This is a genomic window from Streptomyces cellostaticus (assembly GCF_001513965.1).
GTDB classification, from domain to species: Bacteria; Actinomycetota; Actinomycetes; order Streptomycetales; family Streptomycetaceae; genus Streptomyces; species Streptomyces cellostaticus.
Genome location: NZ_KQ948020.1, coordinates 386,391 through 407,009 on the forward strand (window position 1 = coordinate 386,391; position 20,619 = coordinate 407,009).

Below are 20,619 nucleotides of genomic sequence, written 5' to 3' on the forward strand. Positions count from 1 at the left end.
GGCGAGGGACCGGTGGAGATCACCCGGAGGTACAAACTCGCCAAGGGCTCGGCGGTCAAGGCCCGCACCCAGGCGATCAACCAGCTCAAGGCTGTCGTCGTCAGCCTCCCCGCCGACGTCCTCACCGCGCTCATCACCGCGCAAGTCCAGCTCCTGCGCAGCCTGCAGACGACCATCGCCCAGCTCGAGACGACCATCAAGGACCGCCTCGCCAGGCACCCGCGCGCCATCCTCCTTGCTCAGCTGCCCGGCGTGGGCACCATCAACCTCGCACAGCTGCTCGCCGAGGTCGGCCCAGTCCTTGACCGCGTCGAGTCCGCCGAACACGCCGCCGCCGAGTGCGGAGCCACCCCGCTGCCCAACGCCTCACAGCCACCTGACTTGACTCAGAGGACTCAAACGCTACGTCGCACGAGAGATCTACCAGACGATCAATCCACCCAAGTGCACTGCGACGACAGCGCGTTGACATCCATAGGGGCATCAAACTCGCGGTCCGCTACGAAGCTACCGTCCTCGTTGCCGCCGTCAACGAGTGGTTGTGACGTACTGGTCCGACGACAACTCGAACACCCGTACTCGCCGACCGTAGGTGGGATTGACGGTCTCACGGACCGGATGCATCCCCAGTTTGGTCATGATCCGTTCAGAGGCGTCGTTGCCCACTTGAGCGATGCTGACGATCCGCTCCAGCCCTCGCTCTTCGAACCCGAACCGTACAGCGGCCGCAGCGGCCTCGGTGGCCAAGCCCTGCCCCCAGTGGGAACGTCCCAGCCGCCAGCCGACCTCAACCGCCGGCAGTACCTCCGGCAAGAAGTCGGGCACCGAAAGGCCGGTGAACCCAGCCGTCTCACCAGTGGACCGGATCTCCACGGCGAACAGGCCGAAGCCCTGTGACTCCCACTCGCTCTCCCATGCCTGGACCCCGCCGCGAGTCTGCTGTTCGTCACGGACGCTGCCGTCACGGATCCACCGCATGACCTCGGGGTCGGCATTGACGGCAGCCATGGGCGCAACGTCTTCCTCGCGCCAGCGACGCAGGATCAAACGGGGAGTCTCAAGCCTGACCATCCAAGCATTCTGGATCACAAATGGGCTCTCCGCCATCCTCACCAGGCACTTTCGATACATGCCCTGGTGTGTCGGAGCGATGCGGGGCTCCCTCGCTGTGTCGCCTCCGTTCGCGGCACGCCCCGCGCCGCCTCTGCTTGGCTGGTGGCTTCGGTGATCACAGGTGGTCCACGGACGGCTTCGGCGTCGTGTCTGTCGGGCAGTGGGACGAGGCGGACGTAGCGACTGATGCGGTCGACCAGTGTGGCGATCGCGGACCGGAGGCAACTGGCGCACAGACCTCACCCACCGGCCCGAGCACCGTGGCGGTGGGGACCACCGCACCTGAGGCGCACACCGATCCCTATGCTGACGGCATGATCGATGTGCCGATTTCAGCGCTGGAAGTCGCGGTGGTCGAATCAGGGACCCGTGGCGTGGAGACCCTGCGTGACACCGCCACCTTCGCTCGCAGGCTCGAACTACTGGGGTATCACCGGATCTGGTACGCCGAGCACCACCATTCACCCGCGATCGGTGCGTTCCCACCCGTGGTGCTGATCGCTCATGCGGCGGCCTCGACCTCAGTCATCCGGCTCGGGTCGGGCGGAGTGCTGGCGCCCAACCATGCGCCCATCACGCTGGCGGAGCAGTTCGGAACACTGGCCGCGTTGCACGCGGACCGCATCGACCTGGGTATCGGCCGCGGCCCTGGCACCTTCGATGAGGCCACCGCGCGGGAATTGCGCCGCGGAGCCGGACCGGCGACGGACGCGCAGTACCACGACGATGTCGCTGCGATCCTGTCCTTTCTGGTCGACGAAGTGGCACTCGGCCCGCTGCCGGAGCCATGGCTGCTGTGCTCCAGTACCGCAGGTGCCGCCCTCGCCGCGCGACTCGGCCTGCCGATCGCCGTCGCACACCACATCCGGCCGGACAACACCTTCACGGTGCTGGAGCGCTACCGGGCGGCGTTCATCCCGTCCCGCTGGTGCGAGCAGCCCCGGGTTGTGGTGTGCGTGGAGGCGATATGCGCTGAGACGGAGCAGGAAGCGGCATGGCGAGCCGGGCCCATGGACGTCGTCAAGGCCGGGCTGCTCAAAGGTCTGAGCGAGATTCCCTTCCCCACGCCCGCGGATGCCGCCGCCCATCCCTTCACGGCGGAGGAACGGCAGGCGCTTGCCGGTTTCCGTGCACAGCAGGCGTGCGGGACGCCCGAGGCCGTCGTACGCCGGCTCGCGCAACTGGCCGCCGAGACCGGAGCGGATGAACTCATGCTGACCACACCTGTCTACGACCTCGACGCCCGCGTGCGCTCCTACGACCTCATCAAGAAGCACTGCGTGGCCACGAAAGCACCGTGACAACCACGCCGCACTGAACCGTCCGTCCCGACCCGCCCACCCGGGCTGCCCCGCGCGCGCATCAACTGCGGCGCACCAGCGTCATCACACCGGAGCACGGCGACGGCGACGGAGAGTCACCTGCGGCCGCTCTCAGGTTGATCGCCGTCCGTGCCCGCCCGAGGGCGGGCACGGGTCGGCTAGCGGATCCGCAGGGGAAGGGTCTTCGGTCCGCGGGCCTGGGTCCCGCCCCAGGCCACCGCGGACGGGTCCTGGAGGCTGAACTCGGGGATCCGCTCGAGCCAGACCTCCAGTGCGACGCGGAGTTCCATGCGGGCCAGGTGGGAGCCCAGGCAGCGGTGGATGCCGAGGCCGAACGCGGCGTGCCGGTTGCCTTCGCGGTCGATGATGACCTCGTCGGCCCGGTCGAACTGGGCCGGGTCCCGGTTGGCGGCCGGGAAGGAGAGCAGGATCCAGTCGTCGGCCTTCATGTCGACGCCCCGCCAGTGCATGTCGTCCTTCACGAGCCGGGCCATGGTGACCGGCGCGTAGGCGCGGAGGAACTCCTCCATCGCGGTCGGCAGCAACTCCGGCTCGGCCACCAGGCGCTCGCGGTCCTGCGGGTGCCCGGCCAGGTGCCACAGGGACGTGCCGATCGCGCTGTAGGTGGTGCTGATGCCGGCGATGAGCAGCAGCATGATGGTGCCGATGACGTGGTTCGGTTCGAGCTTGCGGCCGTGGAGCTCCGCGTTGAGGAGGTAGCTGATGAGGTCGTCACGCGGCTGCTCGATGTGCTTGTTGACCTCCGCGAGGAGGTAGATGAACACCCGGCCCATGTGCTCGATGCGCTCGTCCCGCGACTGCTTGCCCTCGCCTTCCAGGTTGGTGGCGAGCTCGTGGAACCGTTCCCGGTCCTCCGGCGGCAGGCCGAGCAGGTCGCCGATGACCCGGCTCGGGATCTGCTGCGCGTAGTCGTGGGCGGCGTCGACGACGTTCCGCCCCTTCAGGCCGTCGATGAGGGAGTGGCAGAACGCCCTCGTGCCGGGCTCAAGCTTGGCGACCGCGGTCTTGGTGAACGCCGGCAGCAGCAGCTTGCGCGCGCCGTGGTGGAACGGCGGGTCGGAGGTGATGGGCGGTGCTTCACCGATCGGCGCCAGCTCCCGCGGCGGGCGGAACTCGCTCAGGTTGGTTCCGAGCGAGGAGAAGCGGTCGGTGTCGTAGGCGATCGCCGCGATGTCCTCGTACAGGGTCGGCAGCCACGCGCCACCGAACCGTTCGGTGTGCGCGATCGGGCACCGCTGCCGCAGGTCGTCCATGATCGGGAAGGGGTCCGCGGACCACCGCGGATCCAGGTGCGAGAAGTCGGTCGCCCAGTCGGTGACCGGGCCGGTGATGATCTTGCCGCGCGAAACGTGGAACCGGTCCCGGTCGGAGTGCCGGAAGTCCTTGTTGAAGCGATCGTCGGCGGTCACGTCACGCCCCCTCGATCAGGGTGATCGCCCGCTCCGGGCAGCTCGCGACCGCGAGGCGGGCCTCGCGCTCGTTGCCCGTCGGCACGGTGCCGTCGCCGGGAACGTTGCCGTAGCCCTCGACGTCCTCGCCGAACACGCCGGGGGCGATGTCGTAGCAGCGGCCGTGGCCTTGGCAGCGCCCGGAGTCGATCTGAACTTCCACAGTGAACCGTCCCCTTGTCGTGAAACTGATCTGCACGCCCGTTCGGCATACCTCGTCGTGCCGGGCTCGTCGTGCCGTTCGATCAGCTCCATGCCGCGGCCCACGCGAGCACGGGGTCCTCGCAGGGTGCGTGCAGCGGCGACCGGAACCCGCCGGAACCCGGCGAGTTCAGTGGGCCGGATGCCCACGAGTGGTCTCCTCAGCGTGCGACGTGCCGGGTGCCGACGCGGTCCATGCTTCCTGGCACCGAGCGGTCGCGGAAAGGGCGGTCAGCCATCGTCCGACCATCGCGGGGTAACTGTGTGCCCATTGCGGGGAACGCCGGCGCCCGTGACGACGGCGGTGACGGCGCTGACGGCGTCGCCGGTGACGACGGCTCCCGGAGGCGACGGGGCCGCGGTCCGCGGCGTGTGCCAGTTACCTGGCAGTGGCCGAGCGATGGCTGACCACCCTTTACACGACCGCGCGGCGCCAGCAAACATGAGGGCGCGACGGGCCTGGCAACGACGAAGAGATGGTGATCCTCGAGGGTCGGCCGGATACGAGCACACCGCCCTCTGACGACACATCACATCCGCCTGCTCAAGTACGTTTCCGCGATACCGCGATACACAGAAGATGAAAAGGTGACAGTCAATGGGGTATGTGTTCTCGCTGGTTCTCAGCCGGGAGATTACCGAGGACGAAATGACCACCCTGAAGGTGGGTTGCGGCGGCGCTGCCGACTTCGGCACCGACGTGCTTCCGACCAACGCCGAAGTCACCGTCACGAGGATGGACTTCGATGACGCCGTGTCCCCGACGCTGGCTGACGCCATCGAATCAGCTCTTGCGGCGGTGACGGAGGTGCCGGAGCTCAGCGTGTCCGAGCTCACCGTCCCGGCCCAGCCGGGGGGCGCCGAGGGCGCCGAGGCCGAGGCCAAGGAGCCCGTGGCCGCCGCTGCCGGTACGGACTGAGAGCGGTCCGGTCTTCGCGCCGGCGGTCCTGGACCTGGCGGGCGGATCTCGCCGAACTCGCCGTGGTGATCGGCTCCTCGCGGTGATCAGCTTGCCGCGGTGGTCGGCTCGCCGCCCCGCGTCCACCGGCTCGAACCCACCGTGGAGCCACGGCCCCGCTGCCCAGATACACGCCGTCCAGCCAGCCGACGGCGTGTATCTGTATGTCAACCCTCGGATTCCTGGCCGATCCCGGTGCCCCGGCCGCGGCACCCCGGCGGCGGCGTTCCCCGGAATGGGCACTGAATTACCCCGCGATGGCCGGGTGATGGCCGACCGCCCTTTCCGTGACCGCGCGATGCCGGGCAGCATGAACACCGCAGGTATCCGGCTCGACCGCATGCTGAGGGGACCGCCCGTGGCCATGGGGCCCGTACGCCCGTCGAACCCGCCGGGCCGGGGCGTCATCGCCTTCCCGGAGACCTCCGCCGCCGCCGGCCTGCCGTGCAGGATGGCCGAACGGGGCCATGCGGATCAGCCTCATGACAAGTGGGACGGTTCACTGTGAAAGTTCAGATCGACTCAGGGCGCTGCCAAGGACACGGCCGCTGCTACGACATCGCCCCCGGCGTGTTCGGCGAGGACGTCGAGGGCTACGGCAACGTTCCCGGCGACGGCACCGTGCCGACGGGCAACGAGCGCGAGGCCCGCCTCGCGGTCGCGAGCTGCCCGGAGCGGGCGATCACCCTGATCGAGGGGGCGTGACGTGACCGCCGACGATCGCTTCAACAAGGACTTCCGGGACCCGGACCGGGACCGGTACCACACCATCCGCAGCGAGACCATCTCAGGCCCGGTCACCGACTGGGCGACGGACTTCTCGCACCTGGATCCGCGGTGGTCCGAGGATCCCTTCCCGATCATGGACGACCTGCGGCAGCGGTGCCCGATCGCGCACACCGAGCGGTTCGGTGGCGCGTGGGTGCCGACCCTGTACGAGGACATCGCGGCGGTCGCCTACGACACCGACCGCTTCTCCTCGCGGTCGGTGAACGTGGGCAACTTCCGGCCGCCGCGGGACCTGGCGCCGATCGGCGAACTCCCGCCCATCACCTCCGACCCGCCGTTCCACCACGGCGCGCGCAAGCTGCTGCTGCCGGCGTTCACCAAGACCGCGGTCGCCAGGCTCGAGCCGACCACGAGGGCGTACTGCCACTCCCTCATCGACGGCTTCCAGGGACGGGACGTCGTCGACGCGGCCGAGGAGTACGCGCAGCGGGTCCCCGAGCAGGTCATCGGTGACCTGCTCGGCATCCCGCAGGGGGACCGGAAGCAGTTCCGCGAGCTCATCGCGAACATCAACCGCGAGGACGCCCTCGACTCGCGGGACGAGCACGTCGAACAGCTGAGCAAGATGTTCGTCTTCCTGCTCGCGGAGATCAAGGAGCACGTCAAGAACCCGCGTGAGGACCTCATCACCTACCTCCTCAACGTGGAGCTCCGCGGCCGCAAGCTCGACCCGAACCACATCATCAGCATGATGCTGCTGCTCTTCGCGGCGGGGATCGGCACGACGTCCAAGTCGATCGGCTCGTCCCTGTGGCACCTGGCCGGGAACCCGCAGGACCGCGAGCGCCTGGTGGCCGAGCCGGAGTTGCTGCCGACCGCGATGGAGGAGTTCCTCCGTGCCTTCGCGCCGGTCACCATGTCCCGGCTGGTGAAGGAGGACATGCACTGGCGGGGCGTCGACATGAAGGCCGACGACTGGGTGCTGCTGTCCTTCCCGGCCGCCAACCGGGACCCGGCGCAGTTCGACCGGGCCGACGAGGTCATCATCGACCGCGAAGGCAACCGGCACGCCGCGTTCGGCCTCGGCATCCACCGCTGCCTGGGCTCGCACCTGGCCCGGATGGAGCTCCGCGTCGCACTGGAGGTCTGGCTCGAGCGGATCCCCGAGTTCAGCCTCCAGGACCCGTCCACGGTGGTCTGGGGCGGTCGCCTGGCCCGCGGGCCGCTGTGCCTTCCGCTCCGCGTCGGCTGACGGTCTCAGCGGACGCCGGGCGGACCGCAGCAAGTCAAGGGGCCCTGGGTACCCGGCGCGAGCCGGGTACCCAGGGCCCCTTGACTGCACGGCAGGACCGGCCACGGCCCACCCGCCGCCTACGGAACCTTCCTGCGGAGCCTTCCTGCGGAACCCGCCTACGCCTCACCACCACGAACTCCCGGGCCGAAGCTGCCCCTTGAGGTCGCTGCCGAACCCCGGCCGGCCCGCGCGGTGCGCGGCCGGGGTTTCCGGCCGGCCCTACGCCGTGGGCGTGCTCCAGGCGCGCACCTGCTCGACGACGGCCGTGACGTGCTCGATGGGCGTGGTCTTGACGATGCCGTGTCCCAGGTTGAACACGAACGGCCCCCCGCTCAGGCCGCGCAGGATGCGCTCCGTCTCGGCGTGGAGCGCGGGGCCGCCGGCGATCAGGAGCTGGGGGTCGAGGTTGCCCTGCACGCAGCGGCCCAGGCCGCGCTGGAGGTTCCGCGCGGCCCATTCGAGCGGAACCGTGGAGTCCAGGCCGATGCAGTCCGCGCCGGTCGCCTCGGCGAAGCCGTCGTAGGAGAGCCCGGCGCCCCGGGGGAACGCGATGACGGGAACGTCGGGGTACTGCGCCTTCAGCGCGCTGATGATGGCGGCGATCGGCTTGACGCACCAGCGCTCGAAAAGGACGTCCGGAAGCACCCCGGCCCAACTGTCGAACAACTGGACCGCTTCCGCGCCCGCCTCGATCTGGCGGCCGAGGAATTGGACGATGGCGGCCGTCAGCAGGTCCATCAGGGGCTGGAATCCGTCGGGGTCGCTCAGCGCCCACTGTTTGACGACGGAGTGCTCCGACGCGGCGCCGCCGCGGCCTTCGACCATGTAGGTGGCAATGGTCCACGGTGCGCCGGCATAGCCGATCAGGGCCGTCTCGGCGGGCAGGGCGCGGGTCAGCTGACTGACCGTCTCGTAGATCGGGGCCAGTTCCTCGTGGAGGCGGGAGATGCTCAGGAATTCGGCGATGTCCGCCGTCGAACGGACGGGCGGCGTCAATACCGGCCCCTCGCCGACCCGGTAGTCCAGGGTCTGGCCCAGTGCGGCGGCGACCTGCGGAAGGTCCGCGAACACGATGGCGGCGTCGAGCGGGAAGCGGCGCAGCGGCTGCAGGGTGACCTCGACGGCGTGCTCGGGCGTGGTGCAGAGCCCCACCATGCCGCCGGCCGCCTCACGGACCCGGTGGTACTCGGGCAGGTAGCGTCCGGCCTGCCGCATCAGCCAGATCGGCGGCCGCTCGGTCCGCTCTCCCGCGAGTGCGCGCAGAAGCAGCTTCTTGGGCTGGACATTGCCGGACCCCGGCTTCGGACTGACTGCTTCCTGGATGCCGATGGCCACGTTGTTCCATCCTGTTGAATTGCCCCGGGTGTTGACGGGGCTCAAGTAGCGACGTCGGACCCCATCAATGGGGGACGGCGTCAGCGTAGCAGAGCCCTTTTGGGTGGCCCGGCAGGCCGCTGACTGTCAGTCAGGAGCCAAAGCGGGCAAGGCCCCGGAATGAAAGTCCCAGTTACCCCGCAGTGGCGGATCGTAGGCAGAGCGCAATTTACGCGTCCGCCCGGCGCACGCGAGCATGAGCGCCGTGGAGGCGGCGATCGGGAGGGTGACCGGATGAGCCTGGCTGGACGCGCGGAGGCGCCGATCGGTCGGACGGACCGTTTCTTCATCGGCGGTCAGTGGGTGGTGCCGTCGTCCGGCGCCACGATCGACGTGATCGACTCCGCGACCGAGGAGCTCTACTTCAGGGTCGCCCAGGCGCAGGCCGCCGACATGTCCAGGGCCGTCGCGGCGGCGCGGGAGGCCTTCGACGACGGCCCCTGGCCGCGGCTGACGCCGGCCGAGCGGGCCGGGTACCTGCGGGCGATCGGTGCGGAACTCAGGCTCCGCGGCGAGGACATCGCCGAGATCTGGCCGCGCGAGTCCGGGGTCCTGTACACCTTCGCCGCGCACGCCGGCACGGGCGCGGAGGCCGCCTTCAAGCGGTACGCCGCGCTGGCCGGCACGTTCCCGTTCGAGGAGCCGGTCAAGCCGACGGCCGGCGGACAGTTCGGCATGATCGTCCGTGAGCCGGCCGGTGTGGTCGGTGCGATCATTCCGTGGAACGCCCCGATGGGGATGATCAGCAACAAGGTCGGCCCCGCGCTGCTCGCCGGGTGCACGGTGGTCCTGAAGTCGGCGCCCGAGGCGCCGGGGGAGGGCTACCTGATCGCCGAGGCCGCCGCGGCGGCCGGGCTGCCGCCCGGCGTGCTCAACGTTGTCACCGCGGACCGCGAGGTGTCCGAGCTGCTGGTGCGCGACCCGCGGGTGGACAAGATCACGTTCACCGGGTCGACGGCCGCGGGACGGCGCATCGCCTCGATCTGCGGCGAGCGCGTGGCCCGCTGCACGCTGGAGCTCGGCGGCAAGTCCGCCGCCGTGATCCTCGACGACATGGACCTTGGGACGGCCGCGCGCAGCCTCGCCCAGGCCGAGTGCCTCCTCACCGGCCAGGTCTGCGCGTCGCTGACCCGGATCGTGGTCAGCCGCTCGCGGCACGACGAACTGGTCGAGGCCCTCGCCGGCGTGTTCTCCCGGGTGCGCGTGGGGGACCCGTTCGACCCGCGCTCGCAGATGGGGCCGCTGGCGGCCAGCCGGCAGCGGGACCGGGTCGAGGGGTACATCGCCAAGGGCGTCGCGGAAGGGGCCATGCTGGCCACGGGCGGCGGTCGCCCGAAGGGCCTGACCCGGGGCTGGTACGTCGAGCCCACCGTGTTCGGCAACGTCGACAACCGCTCGGTCATCGCCCAGGAGGAGATCTTCGGCCCCGTGCTGTCCGTCATCCCCGCGGCCGACGAGCAGGACGCGGTCCGGATCGCCAACGACACCATCTACGGCCTCAACGCGGCGGTGTTCACCAACGACGTCAACCGGGCCCGCGAGGTCGCCGGGCAACTGCGCTCCGGCACTGTCGGCCACAACGCGCTGCGCAGCGACCTTGGCATCGCGTTCGGCGGGTTCAAGCAGTCCGGCATCGGCCGCGAAGGAGGACGCGAGGGACTGCTGCCCTACCTCGAGACCAAGACCGTGATCCTCGAAGGCCGGCCGGCCGGGTACGAGGACACCGTCCTCTGACGGCGCGACCGCTCGCCGGCCCGTACGCGGCCACCGCGTGCCCGCGGGCCGCGCCGCACGTCGCCCGGCCCCTGCCCGCCACGTTGATCGACACCTCACTGACCACCCGGCTCACCCGTGAGCCCGCACAGCCGACGGGGACACACTGATGACTGACCTTGAGGTCCGCCCGGAGGAGCTCCAGGCCCTCGCCGCTCTCTTCGGCCTCGGTGACCCGTACCCGGAATACGCGAAGTGGCGTGCGCGGCAGTCGGTCGTCCGGCCGCACGAGAAGCTGTTCGTCTTCAGCCGCTACGAGGACTGCGCGGCGGTCCTCGGCAACCCGGCCTTCGGCCACGCGCCGAGGGGGGCCAGCCCGCTGCGCACCCTGTGGCGGGGCAGCGGCCGGCCGGCATCCGCCGCCCCGGCCAATGCCGGTGGCGCCGATGACGACACGGCCGTGGTCACCGCCCAGGACAACGCCAGCAACATGCTCCGGCTGAACCCGCCCGACCACACGAGGCTGCGCCGCCTGGTGTCCCGCGCCCTCACCCCGGCGAGCGTCCGGGCCCTGATGCCGCGCATCGAGGCGATCACCAACGAGCTGGTGGGCGACCTCAACCCGAGCTTCGATGTCATCGGCGACCTCGCACTCCCGCTGCCGGTCCGGGTGATCAGCGAGCTGCTCGGCATCCCGGAGGCCGACCGGCCGATGGTGGTGACCTGGTCCGAGCAGCTGTCCCGGAGCATCGACCCCAGCTTCCTCATCACGCCCGAGTCCCGCGTCACGATGCGCGCGGCCCGTGACAGCTTCCACGAGTACCTCGGGGCGCTGATCCCCAAGCGGCGCCGCGAACCGGGCGACGACCTCGTCTCCGCCCTCGTCCACGTCCACGACGAGGACGGCGCCCTGACCGAGCACGAGATCATCATCACCTGCCGGCTGCTGCTCATCGCCGGCCACGAGACCACCCGCAGCCTCATCGGCGGGTGCGTCCTCGCCCTGCTCGACCACCCCGCCCAGCTCGCCGCCCTGCAGGCCGACCCGGACCTGGTCGAGAGGTGCGTCGAAGAGGCCCTCCGCTACGACCCCCCCATCCAGCTCCTGGTCCGTTCCGCGCTGGAGGACACGACGGTCGGCACCACCACGGTCCCGGCCGGCGCGCGTGCCCTCATGCTCGTCGGCGCGGCCAACCGCGACGAGGCACTCGGCGATGACCCGGAGGCCTTCGATTTCGTCCGCCCCGCCCGCCGGCACCTGTCGTTCGGCCACGGGATCCACTTCTGCCTGGGCGCCCCGCTGGGACGCGCCGAGGCCGCCATCGCCCTGCGCCGGCTGCTGCCCGTCCTCGCCGAGTCCCGGATGACCGAGCCGCCGGTGTGGAAGCCCCACACCGTCATGCGCGGTCTTGAGCACCTCCGGCTGACCACGTCGAGCTGACGGCGGGTCAGTCAGGCGGCGGAAACGGGCGGCTGGAGGGCCTCGCCGCTGCCGGCCACCTCGGGCGGCCGGCGCCTGGAGAGGGACGGGAGCGCGGCGGCGAACTGCCGGAGCGCGGCGTCGAGATCGGCCAGCGGTGCCGTCGGAGCGGGTTCCGGCAGCTCGGGCAGGGGGTCCGCCGGGGCCGACACCGCGCGGCGCAGCAGCCTGACGGTCTCGGCGGTGGCACGCTCGCACGGGCCGGGCTCGCTCGCGGCCAGGGCGTGCACCGGGCCGCGGGTCGCGAGCAGCGCCTCGCCGGCGTCGGCCGGCGTGATCCGGTGCGCCGTGCCCAGCCTCCGGGTGGCCGTCCGGTACAGCCGGTGCGAACGCGTGCTGGCGTTCAGGTTGGCGGCCGCGGCGTCGAACGCGGCGAGCGCCTTGGCGGTGGAGGCCCCGTCGCGGCGGGCATCGAGCACCGAGGTGAGTGCGGCGAGGGTCGCGCCCAGCCGTGCGCGCACCGCGTCGCCCGTCCGCACCGGCACGAGGAACCAGCCCACGACCACCGCCAGCACGGCCCCCAGGACCAGCGCCTGCAGGCGGATGAGCAGCAGGTGTTGGGGGGACTGGCCGAAGTACCCGTAGAACAGGGACAGCGCCGTCGTGATGCCTGCGGCGTAGCAGGCGTAGTTGTAGGCGCGCAGGGTCGAGGCCACAGCCAGTACCACGAAGATCAGCACGATGCTGGTGGTGCCGTGGGGTTCGGCCACCGCGGCGATCAGGGCCGCGACGAGCGTGCCCGCCATCGCGCCCAGTCCGCGCTCGACGCCCTTGAGGGCCAGGTCGCCGCGGCCGACCGGCCCGAGGCTGACGACCATCGCGCTGATCACGCACCACTGCCAGTGCTCGCCGAACATCAGGTGCCCGAGTGAGAACGCGGAGGTCAGCGCCACCGCCATCTGCAGGGCCATCCGGGTGCGGGGCGACAGTCCGGCGCGCTGCGCCGACCGCTTGGCAGGGGCCTGCCCCGGCGGCGAACCCGGAAGGCCGGTCAGCTTCTCGGCGACCCGGCGCACGACGCGGACCCACACGAAGGCACTGAACCCCACTAGCGCCATCCATCCGCAGACCGGCCACCACGCCATGTGCCCCGTACCGGATCCGGCGGACAGCAGGGCGGCGATCAGCGCCAGCGGAACCAGCGCCCCCAGCCGGGTGACCGCCGCTCCGAACCGCCTGGTCCAGATCGAACCCGCCATCAGCACCACGAACACCGCCCCGCCGATCACGGGGTGAACGGCCATCTGCGAACCGAGCCAGACGCTCGCCCCTGCGAGGAACGAGAGCGCGGCGGCCGCCATGACCTTCTGCGGGACCGGCTCACCGCCAGGGCGGCGCGACACCGTGAACGCGAAGATCACGGCCGGCACCCCGAGCACCGCCCCCGGGTACCCCGCGGCGAGGCGCGCGACCTCCACCGCCGTGAAGAAGGAGCCCAGCACGGCGACCATTGCCACCGCAGAATAATAGCCATTGATTAGCATTCCCACCCTCTGCATGGCCGACTTTGCGCAGATTTCCGGGGCATCTCTCCTGCTAATGCTACATGATTGTTTAGTATTGACCGATGGACACCGACGACTGCACCCAGGCCCTGCTCCAGGGCTTGCTCCGACTGGGCTCCCGCCTGCGCCACGAGCGCCCGCCCGGTGCCCTGACGCCGAACAAGATCATCGTGCTGGGCCACCTGCGTCGGAACGGGCCCTGCACCCCCAGCGCCGTGGCCCTCGCCGAGCACCAGCAACTCCAAGCCCTGACCCGGACCTTCGCCGAGCTGGAGGCCGACGGCCTGATCACCAGGCAGCGTTCGGAGACCGACCGGCGTGCCTCGATCCTCTCGATCGCCGACGCCGGCGCCCAGGCACTGTCCGACGATCTCGCGCAGCGGGCCGAATGGCTCGGCAGCGCCCTCGGCGCGCTCAGCCCGGTCGAGCAGCAGTTGCTCGCCCTGGCTGCCCAGCTGCTCAACCAGCTGGCCGACGCCCCCGCCACGGCCGGCCTGGACGGGCGGACGGGGACGCGCACCCCCTGACGGGCTCGGCCCGGGGCGGGCGGCGCGAATTCGACGCTGAGTCAGCTGCATTTGACTTTGAGTCATCACACCAAATCTTTACCGAATATCGGGTGCGGGAAAAACGTGGACAAACCAGAGCTCCAGCCGATATCACGAACATCCCCTGGTGTGAATCATGTCTCAATCGCTCTCCGGGGTGGCCGAGGTTTTGCAGCGGGTACGGAGGGGGAGCTAGGGAAGGGGTGCCGTAGGCAGCGCAAGGAGATCGGTGTGGATACATATCCGCATCTACTTTCACGCTGCACTCGTGTAACCTCATGGGGCGGCGATCGGGGGATGGCAGGGATGATGACGGGATTAGTGCCGGAGCGACCGCGGATGATGCTCTCCGCGCAGGTCACGGCCCATGCGAGTGTCCGGTACGGCCGCGACGTCCTCGGACGGGAGCCGGTCGGGCAAGTGAGAGCTGCCCTTCCGCAAAAGGTGATGCACCTTCGAGAAAAGGCCGCGGAACCGGGAGGCCGAAGAACCGCATCAAGATTCCCGACGGTGTGAGCGGCCGGTGAAATGCGCGACTCCACCGCAATGCATTCCTGGGCCGCCATCGTTCTCTGACATAGTGCCAGATATGTCCATTTGTGCCGCCAGCAGCGTCGGCAAGGGCTCTACGGATAATCTTCTCCCGCTCTGGACCACCCTCAGCAGTCCAGCAACCCCGATAGTCCATGAATTCCTGTAACTCATTGATTTCTGAGTACTTTGCAGACCTGTCCAATAATTGTGGACGAACTGCGTCGCGCATGACGGGAGGACAAATTGCAGTTCAATATCCTAGGTCCACTGGAAGTGGTTTCCCAGGACAGGGTCGTGCCGCTTGGCGGGATCAAGCAGCGCGCGATGCTGGGCATGCTGCTCCTGAGGGCGAACCGGATCGTCCCGTCGAGCAAACTGCTCGATTCCCTCTGGGAAGGCCGCATTCCGCCGACCGCACGGAAGATGCTGCAGAATGCGGCTTCCGCGCTGCGCGGAATGCTGGCCTACGACGGCGGAAGCGCTGACCCGCCCGTACTGCTCACCCACACGCCCGGGTACCTGCTGCGCGTCGAACCCAGCAGCATCGACCTGAACCTGTTCACGCAGCGCACCGAACGGGGCCGTGCGTACGCCGCCGACGCCGACTGGGAATCCGCACGCCGAGTGCTCCGCGACGCGCTCGACGTCTGGCGCGGACGGGTCCTCGCCGACCTGGCCGAGACGTGCGCTGCGTGGCCCGAGGCCGCCGCGGTCCAGAACGCGTATTTCGTCGCCGTCGAGGAACTGTTCGATGCCGAACTCGCCTGCGGGCGGCACCGCGAGGTGATCGCGGAACTCGAACTGTTCGCCGCACGGGAGCTGTCCCACGAACGCCTGGTGGCGCAGCTGATGCTCGCGATGTACCGGTGCGGCCGGCAGTCGGACGCGCTCGACGTCTACCGCCGCGCCCGCGTGTCGCTGATCGAGGCCCACGGGCTGGAGCCGAGCCGGGAACTCCAGGAGCTCGAACACCTGATCCTCAATCAGGACGTGCGGCTGGACTGGCACGGCGGTGAGATGCCCGCGCTCGGCGACAGCGGCATCGTGGGGGGCCCCTGGCCGACCGCCGTCCTGGCCGACCAGGCGGTGCCGGCTGCCGCGCCGCCCGAGGAACTGCCCGCCGAGCCCCGCCGCCCGGAGCTCGTCCCGACGGATGGCTGCGACGTGCCGCTGCCCCAGGGGCAGTTGGCCACCGTGCTGGCCGTCGTCGGCGAGGTCAGGCCCGGGGCGGACGTCGCCGAGACGGCGTCCGCGTTCGACACGGTGGCCGCGACGGTGGACCGCGAGGTCAGCCGGTACGGCGGGGTGGTCATCAGCAGGATCGCGTCCGTGAGTTGGATCCTGTTCGACGACGCCGACCACGCCCCCGATCGGGCCGTCGAGGCCGCCCTGGCGATCCGTGCCGCGCTTGAGCGGGCCCGGCCCCTCCGCGACGCCGCCGACGGCGGGGTCCCGCAGACGGCGGTCAGGGTCGCCGTCGTCTCCACCGACACGATCCACAGCTACCGTCCCGGCGACGGCACCCTGCGCGCCCTCGACAGCGCCGTCGTCGGCCGGTGCCTCCAACTGGCCAGCGCCGCCCCTGCGGGACAGGTCTGGGTCGGCGAGGAGACCAAGCGCGCCACCGAGTGCAGCGTGCGGTACGAGCGGGTCGGCGACGGTGCGTGGGAGGCGGTCGAACTCCTTCCGGAACCACACCGGCCGGACCGGGTGAAAATGCTCATCGGAGGCCCCGACAAGATCAAGAAGCTGCGCGGGCTGCTCGCCGGCATCACCGGGCAGCACGCGTCGCCGCTGATCGAGAGGATCAGCCGCCGCGGGGGCGGCATACCGGAGAACGCGGTGGTCGAGGTCACCGTCAGCGTCCTGCTGCCCGCGGACGCCGCGCACGGCTGGGCGGCGCTGCCGGAGGGCGCGTGAACCCCGTTTCAGGCCCGGACATCGACCAGGAGCACCAGGAACGTCAGGAGGGACCGCATGGGAATCGACGACGGATCGGATGACGAGAGCCTGTGGCTCAGGCGGTTCGCGCCTGCCGACCACGCGGAGAACCGCCTGGTCTGCTTCCCGCACGCGGGCGCCTCCGCCCCCTTCTTTCTTCCGATGGCGCGAGCGCTGGCTCCGGCCGTGGACGTCCTCGCGGTGCAGTACCCCGGACGCCAGGACCGGCGGGCCGAGCCCTGCATCGACGACATCCCCACCCTGGCGGACCACATCGCCCACGCACTGACCGGGGCGCTGGACCGTCCGCTGTCGCTGTTCGGCCACAGCATGGGCGCCGTGCTCGCCTTCGAGGTCGCCCGGCGCCTCCAGCGGGACCACCCGGGCCAGCCCGCGCACCTGTTCGTCTCCGGCCGACGCGCCCCCACCCGCTACCGCGAGGAAACGCACCACCTGCTCGACGACGAAGCGATCGTCGCGGAGATCCGCTCGCGGCGCGGCCCGCAAGCCCGGGCGATGGAGAACCGGGAAGTGCGGGAAATGGTGCTGCCGACGCTCCGCGGCGACTACACGGCCGTGGGGCGGTACCGCTACGTCGCGGGCGACCCACTGCGCTGCCCCGTGACCGCGATCGTCGGGGACCGGGACCGGGAGGCCAGCGTCGAGGAGGTCAGGGACTGGGAGGAGCAGGCGCCGGAAGGCGGCTTCGATTTCCGGGTCTTCCCCGGCGGGCACTTCTACCTGGTCAAGGAGATCGCCGGGGTCGTGTCGGTGGTGTCCGACCGCCTCGCCCCCACGACGGGAACCGGCCTGCGCCGCTGAGCAGCCGGGTTCGGCACCGGGAGCACCTCTACCTCTACCTCTACCTCTACCGCCTACCGCTGCATCGCGGAGGCGGTAGAGGTGTTGGCCGGCCCGGCACCGGGCACCCGGGTCTTCCGGTCACGGTGGAAGGGACGGTGATCGGCTCGCGCGCCGGTCACCGAGTCGTCAAGGACGGACCGCGGTCCCGCGGTCGGAGCCGGCCGTTCGCGCGAAGTGCTCCTTGAGCAGGGCGGTGATCGCGTTCACGTGCGCCGTGATGAAGAAGTGCCCGCCCGGGAACGTGCGGACAGTGCACGTACTGGTGGTGTGCCGCTCCCATGCGTGGGCCTCGGGCAACGTCGTCTCCGGGTCGGTGTCGCCGGTCAGGACCGTGACCGCGCAGTCGATGGTCGCCTCAGGGGCGCACCGGTAGGTCTCAGCTGCCTGGTAGTCAGCACGCAAGGACGGCAAGGCGGCCCGCATCAGCTCCTGGTCACCGAGGACACTCGCGGCCGTGCCGTTCAGCCGGCGCACCTCGGCGAGGATGCCGTCGTCGTCCCGCAGGTGGACGCCGCGCGCCTCACGATGGGCGGACGGGGCGCGGCGGCCGGACGCGAACAGGTGCGCGACCTCGCTGCCGCCGGCCTCCAGCCGACGGACGGTCTCGAAGGCGATGGTGGCGCCGAGGCTGTGGCCGAAGAACGTGACCGGAAGCGGCGGTTGCCGCAGCAGGAGGTCGTGGATCCGCTCGGCGAACGCGTCCACATCCGTCAACGGCTGCTCCGTGCGGCGCTCCAGCCGCCCGGGGTACTGGATGGCGATGACGTCCACATCGGGGCTGAGAGCCGTTGCGACGGGCAAGTAGAACGGTGCCGAGCCGCCCGCGTGCGGGAAGCACACCAGGCGAGCCGTGGCCGTAGGGGACGGGTGGTAGCGGCGGCACCACAGATCATCATCGACAGACAAGACGGACATGCCACTCCAAGTGCTAGTACCAGCAGGATGATTCGGGATGCATATGCCACGGGCCCCCATCGCTCGCACCTCATGCGCAACCGCCACGCTGGATGCCGTGGCCCTCGATGTCGTCGTGCCGGGAACCAGGTTGTCGTGCCGGGAACCAGGAACGAGTCCGCGACCGGGCTCGGCGTCCTCGATCCGGTGACACACCTTCGTCGGGTCCGGGCGAGCAGGCCGCTCGATCCCACGGACCGACGGGAAACGACGGTCAGCCGAGCGCCGGAAACGACAGCGGCGTACGCCCCGGCGAACGCCGGCACGGCGCCCAGCTCCCCGGCCCGGCCCCGTTGTTGACGGGCGATCCGCCACGATAACAGGTGGAGATCCGCACCGGTCCCGTCCTCCGGCGGCCACCCGTACGCAGACCTCGCGAGCGGAGCCCGGCACGGCAACGCGGCCTGGACGCCGCCGAACCGGGAGATGGCCGCGGGGCGGCGCGTGAACCGCCGAATGCCGGGATTCCATCCACCGGGAACTCCGCAGTTCCCCGGTGATGACCGCCTGGATCCGGGCGTCCGCCCACCTGGGCGTGCGCCGCGTGTCCGATTCGGCACCCTGGCGGGATGACCTGGTTGCCTCCCGATGGGCGCCTGGTGGAACGGCGTCATTTTCGGGCCGTCCGCCCACGTGGTGAGCTTCCTCCCATGAGGGACTGGAAGATCGGCCGGTGAGCCTGCTGCGTGTCTTCGGGGGCGAGTCGCCGCGGCTCGGTCGGGGACGACCGGCTTGCGGTGCTCTTCGTGTCCGTGCCGCTGGGTCACCCGGCGCGGGACGGGGGGACTCCCAGCGACCCCTGACACGCCGATCTGCCGCGCCGTCAGCGGGCACCCGAGGGTCGGCACCCTGTACGCGTTCGTCCCGGACGCCAGGCCTCCCGCTGACCGGTGCGGGCGGACTGCGGCACCGGGACCGGGCGCGGTGTGGTCAGCGCGCACAGCACCACTGACTCGGGCACAGAGGCGCCGCAGCGGCGGACGGTGCCGGCGGTAACAGGCTCACAGCCTTCTGAGAACGCTAATTTCCTTCTTCGCAGGGGACGGATGGACATGCCAGGCGCTGAACAACTTCCTGCGCAGGATGACATGATCGCGGTCATCGGCATGTCATGCCGTCTGCCCAAGGCACCGGACCTCGGTGCCTTCTGGCAGCTTCTCCGCGGCGGTGGCGACGCGATCACGCGAGTGCCGGCGGACCGGGAGGAGATCGGTCGCCCGCGGGCGGGCGAAGCCCTGCCCGGCACCTCCTTCGGCGGCTACCTGGAGAGCGTCGACCGGTTCGACGCCGAATTCTTCGGCATCTCTCCCCGCGAAGCCATCGCGATGGATCCCCAGCAGCGGCTGGTGCTTGAGCTGAGCTGGGAGGCGTTCGAGGACGCCGGCATCGTGCCGGGCAACGTCCGCGGTGACCGGATCGGCGTCTTCATCGGAGCGAACCGCGACGACTACGCCGCGCTGCTGCGCGGGCGCGGCACGGACGCGATAACGGCGCACAGCAACACCGGCCTGCAGCGCGGCATGATCGCCAACCGGGTGTCCTACGCGCTCGGACTGAGCGGTCCGAGCATGACGGTGGACACGGCCCAGTCGTCCTCGCTGGTCGCCGTTCACCTGGCGTGCGAGAGCCTGCGCCGCGGGGAGTGCACCAGCGTGCTGGTCGGCGGGGTCAAGCTCAGCATCAGCCAGGAGACGGCGGCCGAGGAAGCGAAGTTCGGCGGCCTCTCGCCGGACGGGCGCTGCTTCACGTTCGACTCGCGCGCCAACGGCTACGCGCGCGGCGAGGGCGGCGGCGTGCTCGTCCTTAAGCCCCTGTCGAGCGCGTTGGCCGCCGGTGATCCCGTGTACTGCGTGATCCGCGGCAGCGCAGTCAACAACGACGGCGCCAGCGACGGTCTGACCGTCCCGAGCAGCGCGGCGCAGGAAGCGGTCATCAGGCGCGCCCACCAGCTCGCGGGCCTGCAGCCGGCGGACGTGCAGTACGTCGAACTGCACGGCACCGGGACCCGGGTCGGCGACCCGCTTGAGGCGGCGGCGCTCGGCGCCGCGCTGGGGCGGGACCGTCGCGAGCACGGCCCGCTGGCCGTCGGCTCGGTCAAGACGAACATCGGCCACCTCGAGTCCGCGGCGGGAATCGCCGGTTTCCTCAAGGTCGCGTTGGCCATCCGCGGGCGCGAGATCCCGGCCAGCCTGAACTTCCGTGAGCCGAACCCGCAGATTCCGCTCGACGAGCTGAACCTGCGGGTCCAGACCCGGACCACGCCCTGGCCGCAGGCCGACCGGCCGCTCATCGCCGGGGTCAGTTCCTTCGGGATGGGCGGCACCAACTGCCACGTGGTGGTTGGCGAGGCACCCGTCCTCGAACGGTCGGCGGCACCTGAGGCCGGGGCGGAGCCGGAGTCTGCCTCGGAGTTGGGGCTGGAGTCTGTGGGTCCGGTGGCGTGGGTGGTGTCGGCGCGGTCTGGTGCGGCGCTGGCTGCGCAGGCGGGTCGGTTGGCGGGGTTCGTGGCTGATCGTCCGGAGGTTGCGGTCGGGGATGTGGCGTTGTCGTTGGCGGTGACGCGGACGACGGCGTTCTCGCACCGGTTGGCGGTGGTCGGCCGGGACCGTGACCAGCTGTT

General features: G+C 70.5%; 17 protein-coding genes and 1 pseudogene. 12 read left to right on the plus strand and 6 right to left on the minus strand.

The window, feature by feature from the left end; translation table 11 throughout:
- Positions 1-252 precede the first annotated feature (252 nt).
- Positions 253-309, plus strand: a pseudogene (locus AQI88_RS49070) (hypothetical protein); the annotation flags it as partial.
- Positions 310-528: 219 nt separating this feature from the next.
- Here the strand turns inward: AQI88_RS49070 and AQI88_RS14970 are convergent.
- Positions 529-1,071, minus strand: coding sequence for a GNAT family N-acetyltransferase (locus tag AQI88_RS14970; RefSeq protein ID WP_079057583.1), 543 nt, complete (start codon positions 1,069-1,071; stop codon positions 529-531).
- Positions 1,072-1,427: 356 nt separating this feature from the next.
- Here AQI88_RS14970 and AQI88_RS14975 point away from each other — a divergent pair, with 356 nt between their 5' ends.
- On the plus strand, positions 1,428-2,414 hold the full coding sequence (locus tag AQI88_RS14975; protein WP_066998035.1) for an MsnO8 family LLM class oxidoreductase: 987 nt from the start codon (positions 1,428-1,430) through the stop codon (positions 2,412-2,414).
- 179 nt (positions 2,415-2,593) lie between these two features.
- Here AQI88_RS14975 and AQI88_RS14980 read toward each other — a convergent pair whose 3' ends face one another.
- Positions 2,594-3,865 carry a cytochrome P450 gene (locus tag AQI88_RS14980; RefSeq protein ID WP_167357456.1) on the minus strand — a complete coding sequence of 424 codons (1,272 nt, stop codon included), beginning with the start codon at positions 3,863-3,865 and terminating at the stop codon, positions 2,594-2,596.
- Position 3,866: 1 nt separating this feature from the next.
- Positions 3,867-4,067, minus strand: coding sequence for a ferredoxin (locus tag AQI88_RS14985; RefSeq protein WP_066998040.1), 201 nt, complete (start codon positions 4,065-4,067; stop codon positions 3,867-3,869).
- Between the two features lie 636 nt (positions 4,068-4,703).
- On the opposite strand from AQI88_RS14985, the gene AQI88_RS14990 reads away from it, so the two are divergent.
- The 4 genes from AQI88_RS14990 (at position 4,704) to AQI88_RS15005 (ending at position 7,044) form a co-directional block, all read left to right on the plus strand.
- Positions 4,704-5,024 carry a hypothetical protein gene (locus AQI88_RS14990; RefSeq protein WP_066998043.1) on the plus strand — a complete coding sequence of 107 codons (321 nt, stop codon included), beginning with the start codon at positions 4,704-4,706 and terminating at the stop codon, positions 5,022-5,024.
- Positions 5,025-5,373: 349 nt separating this feature from the next.
- A complete protein-coding gene (locus tag AQI88_RS14995; RefSeq protein WP_159050338.1) occupies positions 5,374-5,571 on the plus strand; it encodes a hypothetical protein in 198 nt (65 codons plus the stop codon).
- Positions 5,568-5,768: a ferredoxin gene (locus tag AQI88_RS15000; RefSeq protein WP_066998049.1), complete on the plus strand. Its 201-nt coding sequence runs from the start codon at positions 5,568-5,570 to the stop codon at positions 5,766-5,768. Before AQI88_RS14995 ends, AQI88_RS15000 begins: the two co-directional genes overlap by 4 nt.
- 1 nt (position 5,769) lies before the next feature.
- Positions 5,770-7,044 carry a cytochrome P450 gene (locus AQI88_RS15005; RefSeq protein WP_107118560.1) on the plus strand — a complete coding sequence of 425 codons (1,275 nt, stop codon included), beginning with the start codon at positions 5,770-5,772 and terminating at the stop codon, positions 7,042-7,044.
- A 261-nt stretch (positions 7,045-7,305) separates the two neighbouring features.
- Here the strand turns inward: AQI88_RS15005 and hemE are convergent, their stop codons facing one another.
- The gene (gene hemE, locus AQI88_RS15010; protein ID WP_107118561.1) at positions 7,306-8,421 is read right to left on the minus strand and encodes a uroporphyrinogen decarboxylase; all 1,116 of its coding nucleotides are present in this window, start codon (positions 8,419-8,421) and stop codon (positions 7,306-7,308) included.
- 273 nt (positions 8,422-8,694) lie between these two features.
- Between hemE and AQI88_RS15015 the strand changes: the two genes are divergently transcribed.
- Both AQI88_RS15015 and AQI88_RS15020 read left to right on the plus strand, forming a co-directional pair.
- Entirely contained in the window at positions 8,695-10,194 is a 1,500-nt protein-coding gene (locus AQI88_RS15015) for an aldehyde dehydrogenase (protein WP_066998052.1), read from the plus strand.
- Positions 10,195-10,342: 148 nt separating this feature from the next.
- Positions 10,343-11,614 carry a cytochrome P450 gene (locus AQI88_RS15020; RefSeq protein WP_066998055.1) on the plus strand — a complete coding sequence of 424 codons (1,272 nt, stop codon included), beginning with the start codon at positions 10,343-10,345 and terminating at the stop codon, positions 11,612-11,614.
- An 11-nt stretch (positions 11,615-11,625) separates the two neighbouring features.
- On the opposite strand, the gene AQI88_RS15025 is transcribed toward AQI88_RS15020, so the two are convergent.
- Positions 11,626-13,104 (minus strand): FUSC family protein, encoded by a 1,479-nt coding sequence (locus tag AQI88_RS15025; RefSeq protein ID WP_066998058.1) that lies wholly within the window; start codon positions 13,102-13,104, stop codon positions 11,626-11,628.
- A 116-nt stretch (positions 13,105-13,220) separates the two neighbouring features.
- Here AQI88_RS15025 and AQI88_RS15030 point away from each other — a divergent pair, with 116 nt between their 5' ends.
- The 3 genes from AQI88_RS15030 to AQI88_RS15040 all read left to right on the plus strand — a co-directional run bounded on the left by AQI88_RS15030 (position 13,221) and on the right by AQI88_RS15040 (position 17,003).
- A complete protein-coding gene (locus AQI88_RS15030) occupies positions 13,221-13,685 on the plus strand; it encodes a MarR family winged helix-turn-helix transcriptional regulator (RefSeq protein WP_066998062.1) in 465 nt (154 codons plus the stop codon).
- 849 nt (positions 13,686-14,534) lie between these two features.
- The gene (locus tag AQI88_RS15035; RefSeq protein WP_066998065.1) at positions 14,535-16,160 is read left to right on the plus strand and encodes an AfsR/SARP family transcriptional regulator; all 1,626 of its coding nucleotides are present in this window, start codon (positions 14,535-14,537) and stop codon (positions 16,158-16,160) included.
- 57 nt (positions 16,161-16,217) lie between these two features.
- On the plus strand, positions 16,218-17,003 hold the full coding sequence (locus tag AQI88_RS15040) for a thioesterase II family protein (RefSeq protein ID WP_066998067.1): 786 nt from the start codon (positions 16,218-16,220) through the stop codon (positions 17,001-17,003).
- A gap of 168 nt (positions 17,004-17,171) precedes the next feature.
- On the opposite strand, the gene AQI88_RS15045 is transcribed toward AQI88_RS15040, so the two are convergent.
- Positions 17,172-17,960 (minus strand): thioesterase II family protein, encoded by a 789-nt coding sequence (locus tag AQI88_RS15045; protein ID WP_066998070.1) that lies wholly within the window; start codon positions 17,958-17,960, stop codon positions 17,172-17,174.
- A gap of 1,085 nt (positions 17,961-19,045) precedes the next feature.
- Between AQI88_RS15045 and AQI88_RS15050 the strand changes: the two genes are divergently transcribed.
- On the plus strand, positions 19,046-20,619 hold a 1,574-nt coding region (locus AQI88_RS15050), incomplete at its 3' end, for a type I polyketide synthase (protein ID WP_167357457.1).

What these genes read in the sequence shown, in the direction of transcription:
- AQI88_RS14970 (WP_079057583.1), bottom strand. Translation starts at nt 1,071, where the DNA reads ATGGTCAGGCTTGAGACTCCCCGTTTGATCCTGCGTCGCTGGCGCGAG.
- AQI88_RS14975 (WP_066998035.1), top strand. Translation starts at nt 1,428, where the DNA reads ATGATCGATGTGCCGATTTCAGCGCTGGAAGTCGCGGTGGTCGAATCA.
- AQI88_RS14990 (WP_066998043.1), top strand. Translation starts at nt 4,704, where the DNA reads ATGGGGTATGTGTTCTCGCTGGTTCTCAGCCGGGAGATTACCGAGGAC.
- AQI88_RS14995 (WP_159050338.1), top strand. Translation starts at nt 5,374, where the DNA reads ATGAACACCGCAGGTATCCGGCTCGACCGCATGCTGAGGGGACCGCCC.
- AQI88_RS15015 (WP_066998052.1), top strand. Translation starts at nt 8,695, where the DNA reads ATGAGCCTGGCTGGACGCGCGGAGGCGCCGATCGGTCGGACGGACCGT.
- AQI88_RS15020 (WP_066998055.1), top strand. Translation starts at nt 10,343, where the DNA reads ATGACTGACCTTGAGGTCCGCCCGGAGGAGCTCCAGGCCCTCGCCGCT.
- AQI88_RS15025 (WP_066998058.1), bottom strand. Translation starts at nt 13,104, where the DNA reads ATGGTCGCCGTGCTGGGCTCCTTCTTCACGGCGGTGGAGGTCGCGCGC.
- AQI88_RS15030 (WP_066998062.1), top strand. Translation starts at nt 13,221, where the DNA reads ATGGACACCGACGACTGCACCCAGGCCCTGCTCCAGGGCTTGCTCCGA.
- AQI88_RS15040 (WP_066998067.1), top strand. Translation starts at nt 16,218, where the DNA reads ATGGGAATCGACGACGGATCGGATGACGAGAGCCTGTGGCTCAGGCGG.
- AQI88_RS15045 (WP_066998070.1), bottom strand. Translation starts at nt 17,960, where the DNA reads ATGTCCGTCTTGTCTGTCGATGATGATCTGTGGTGCCGCCGCTACCAC.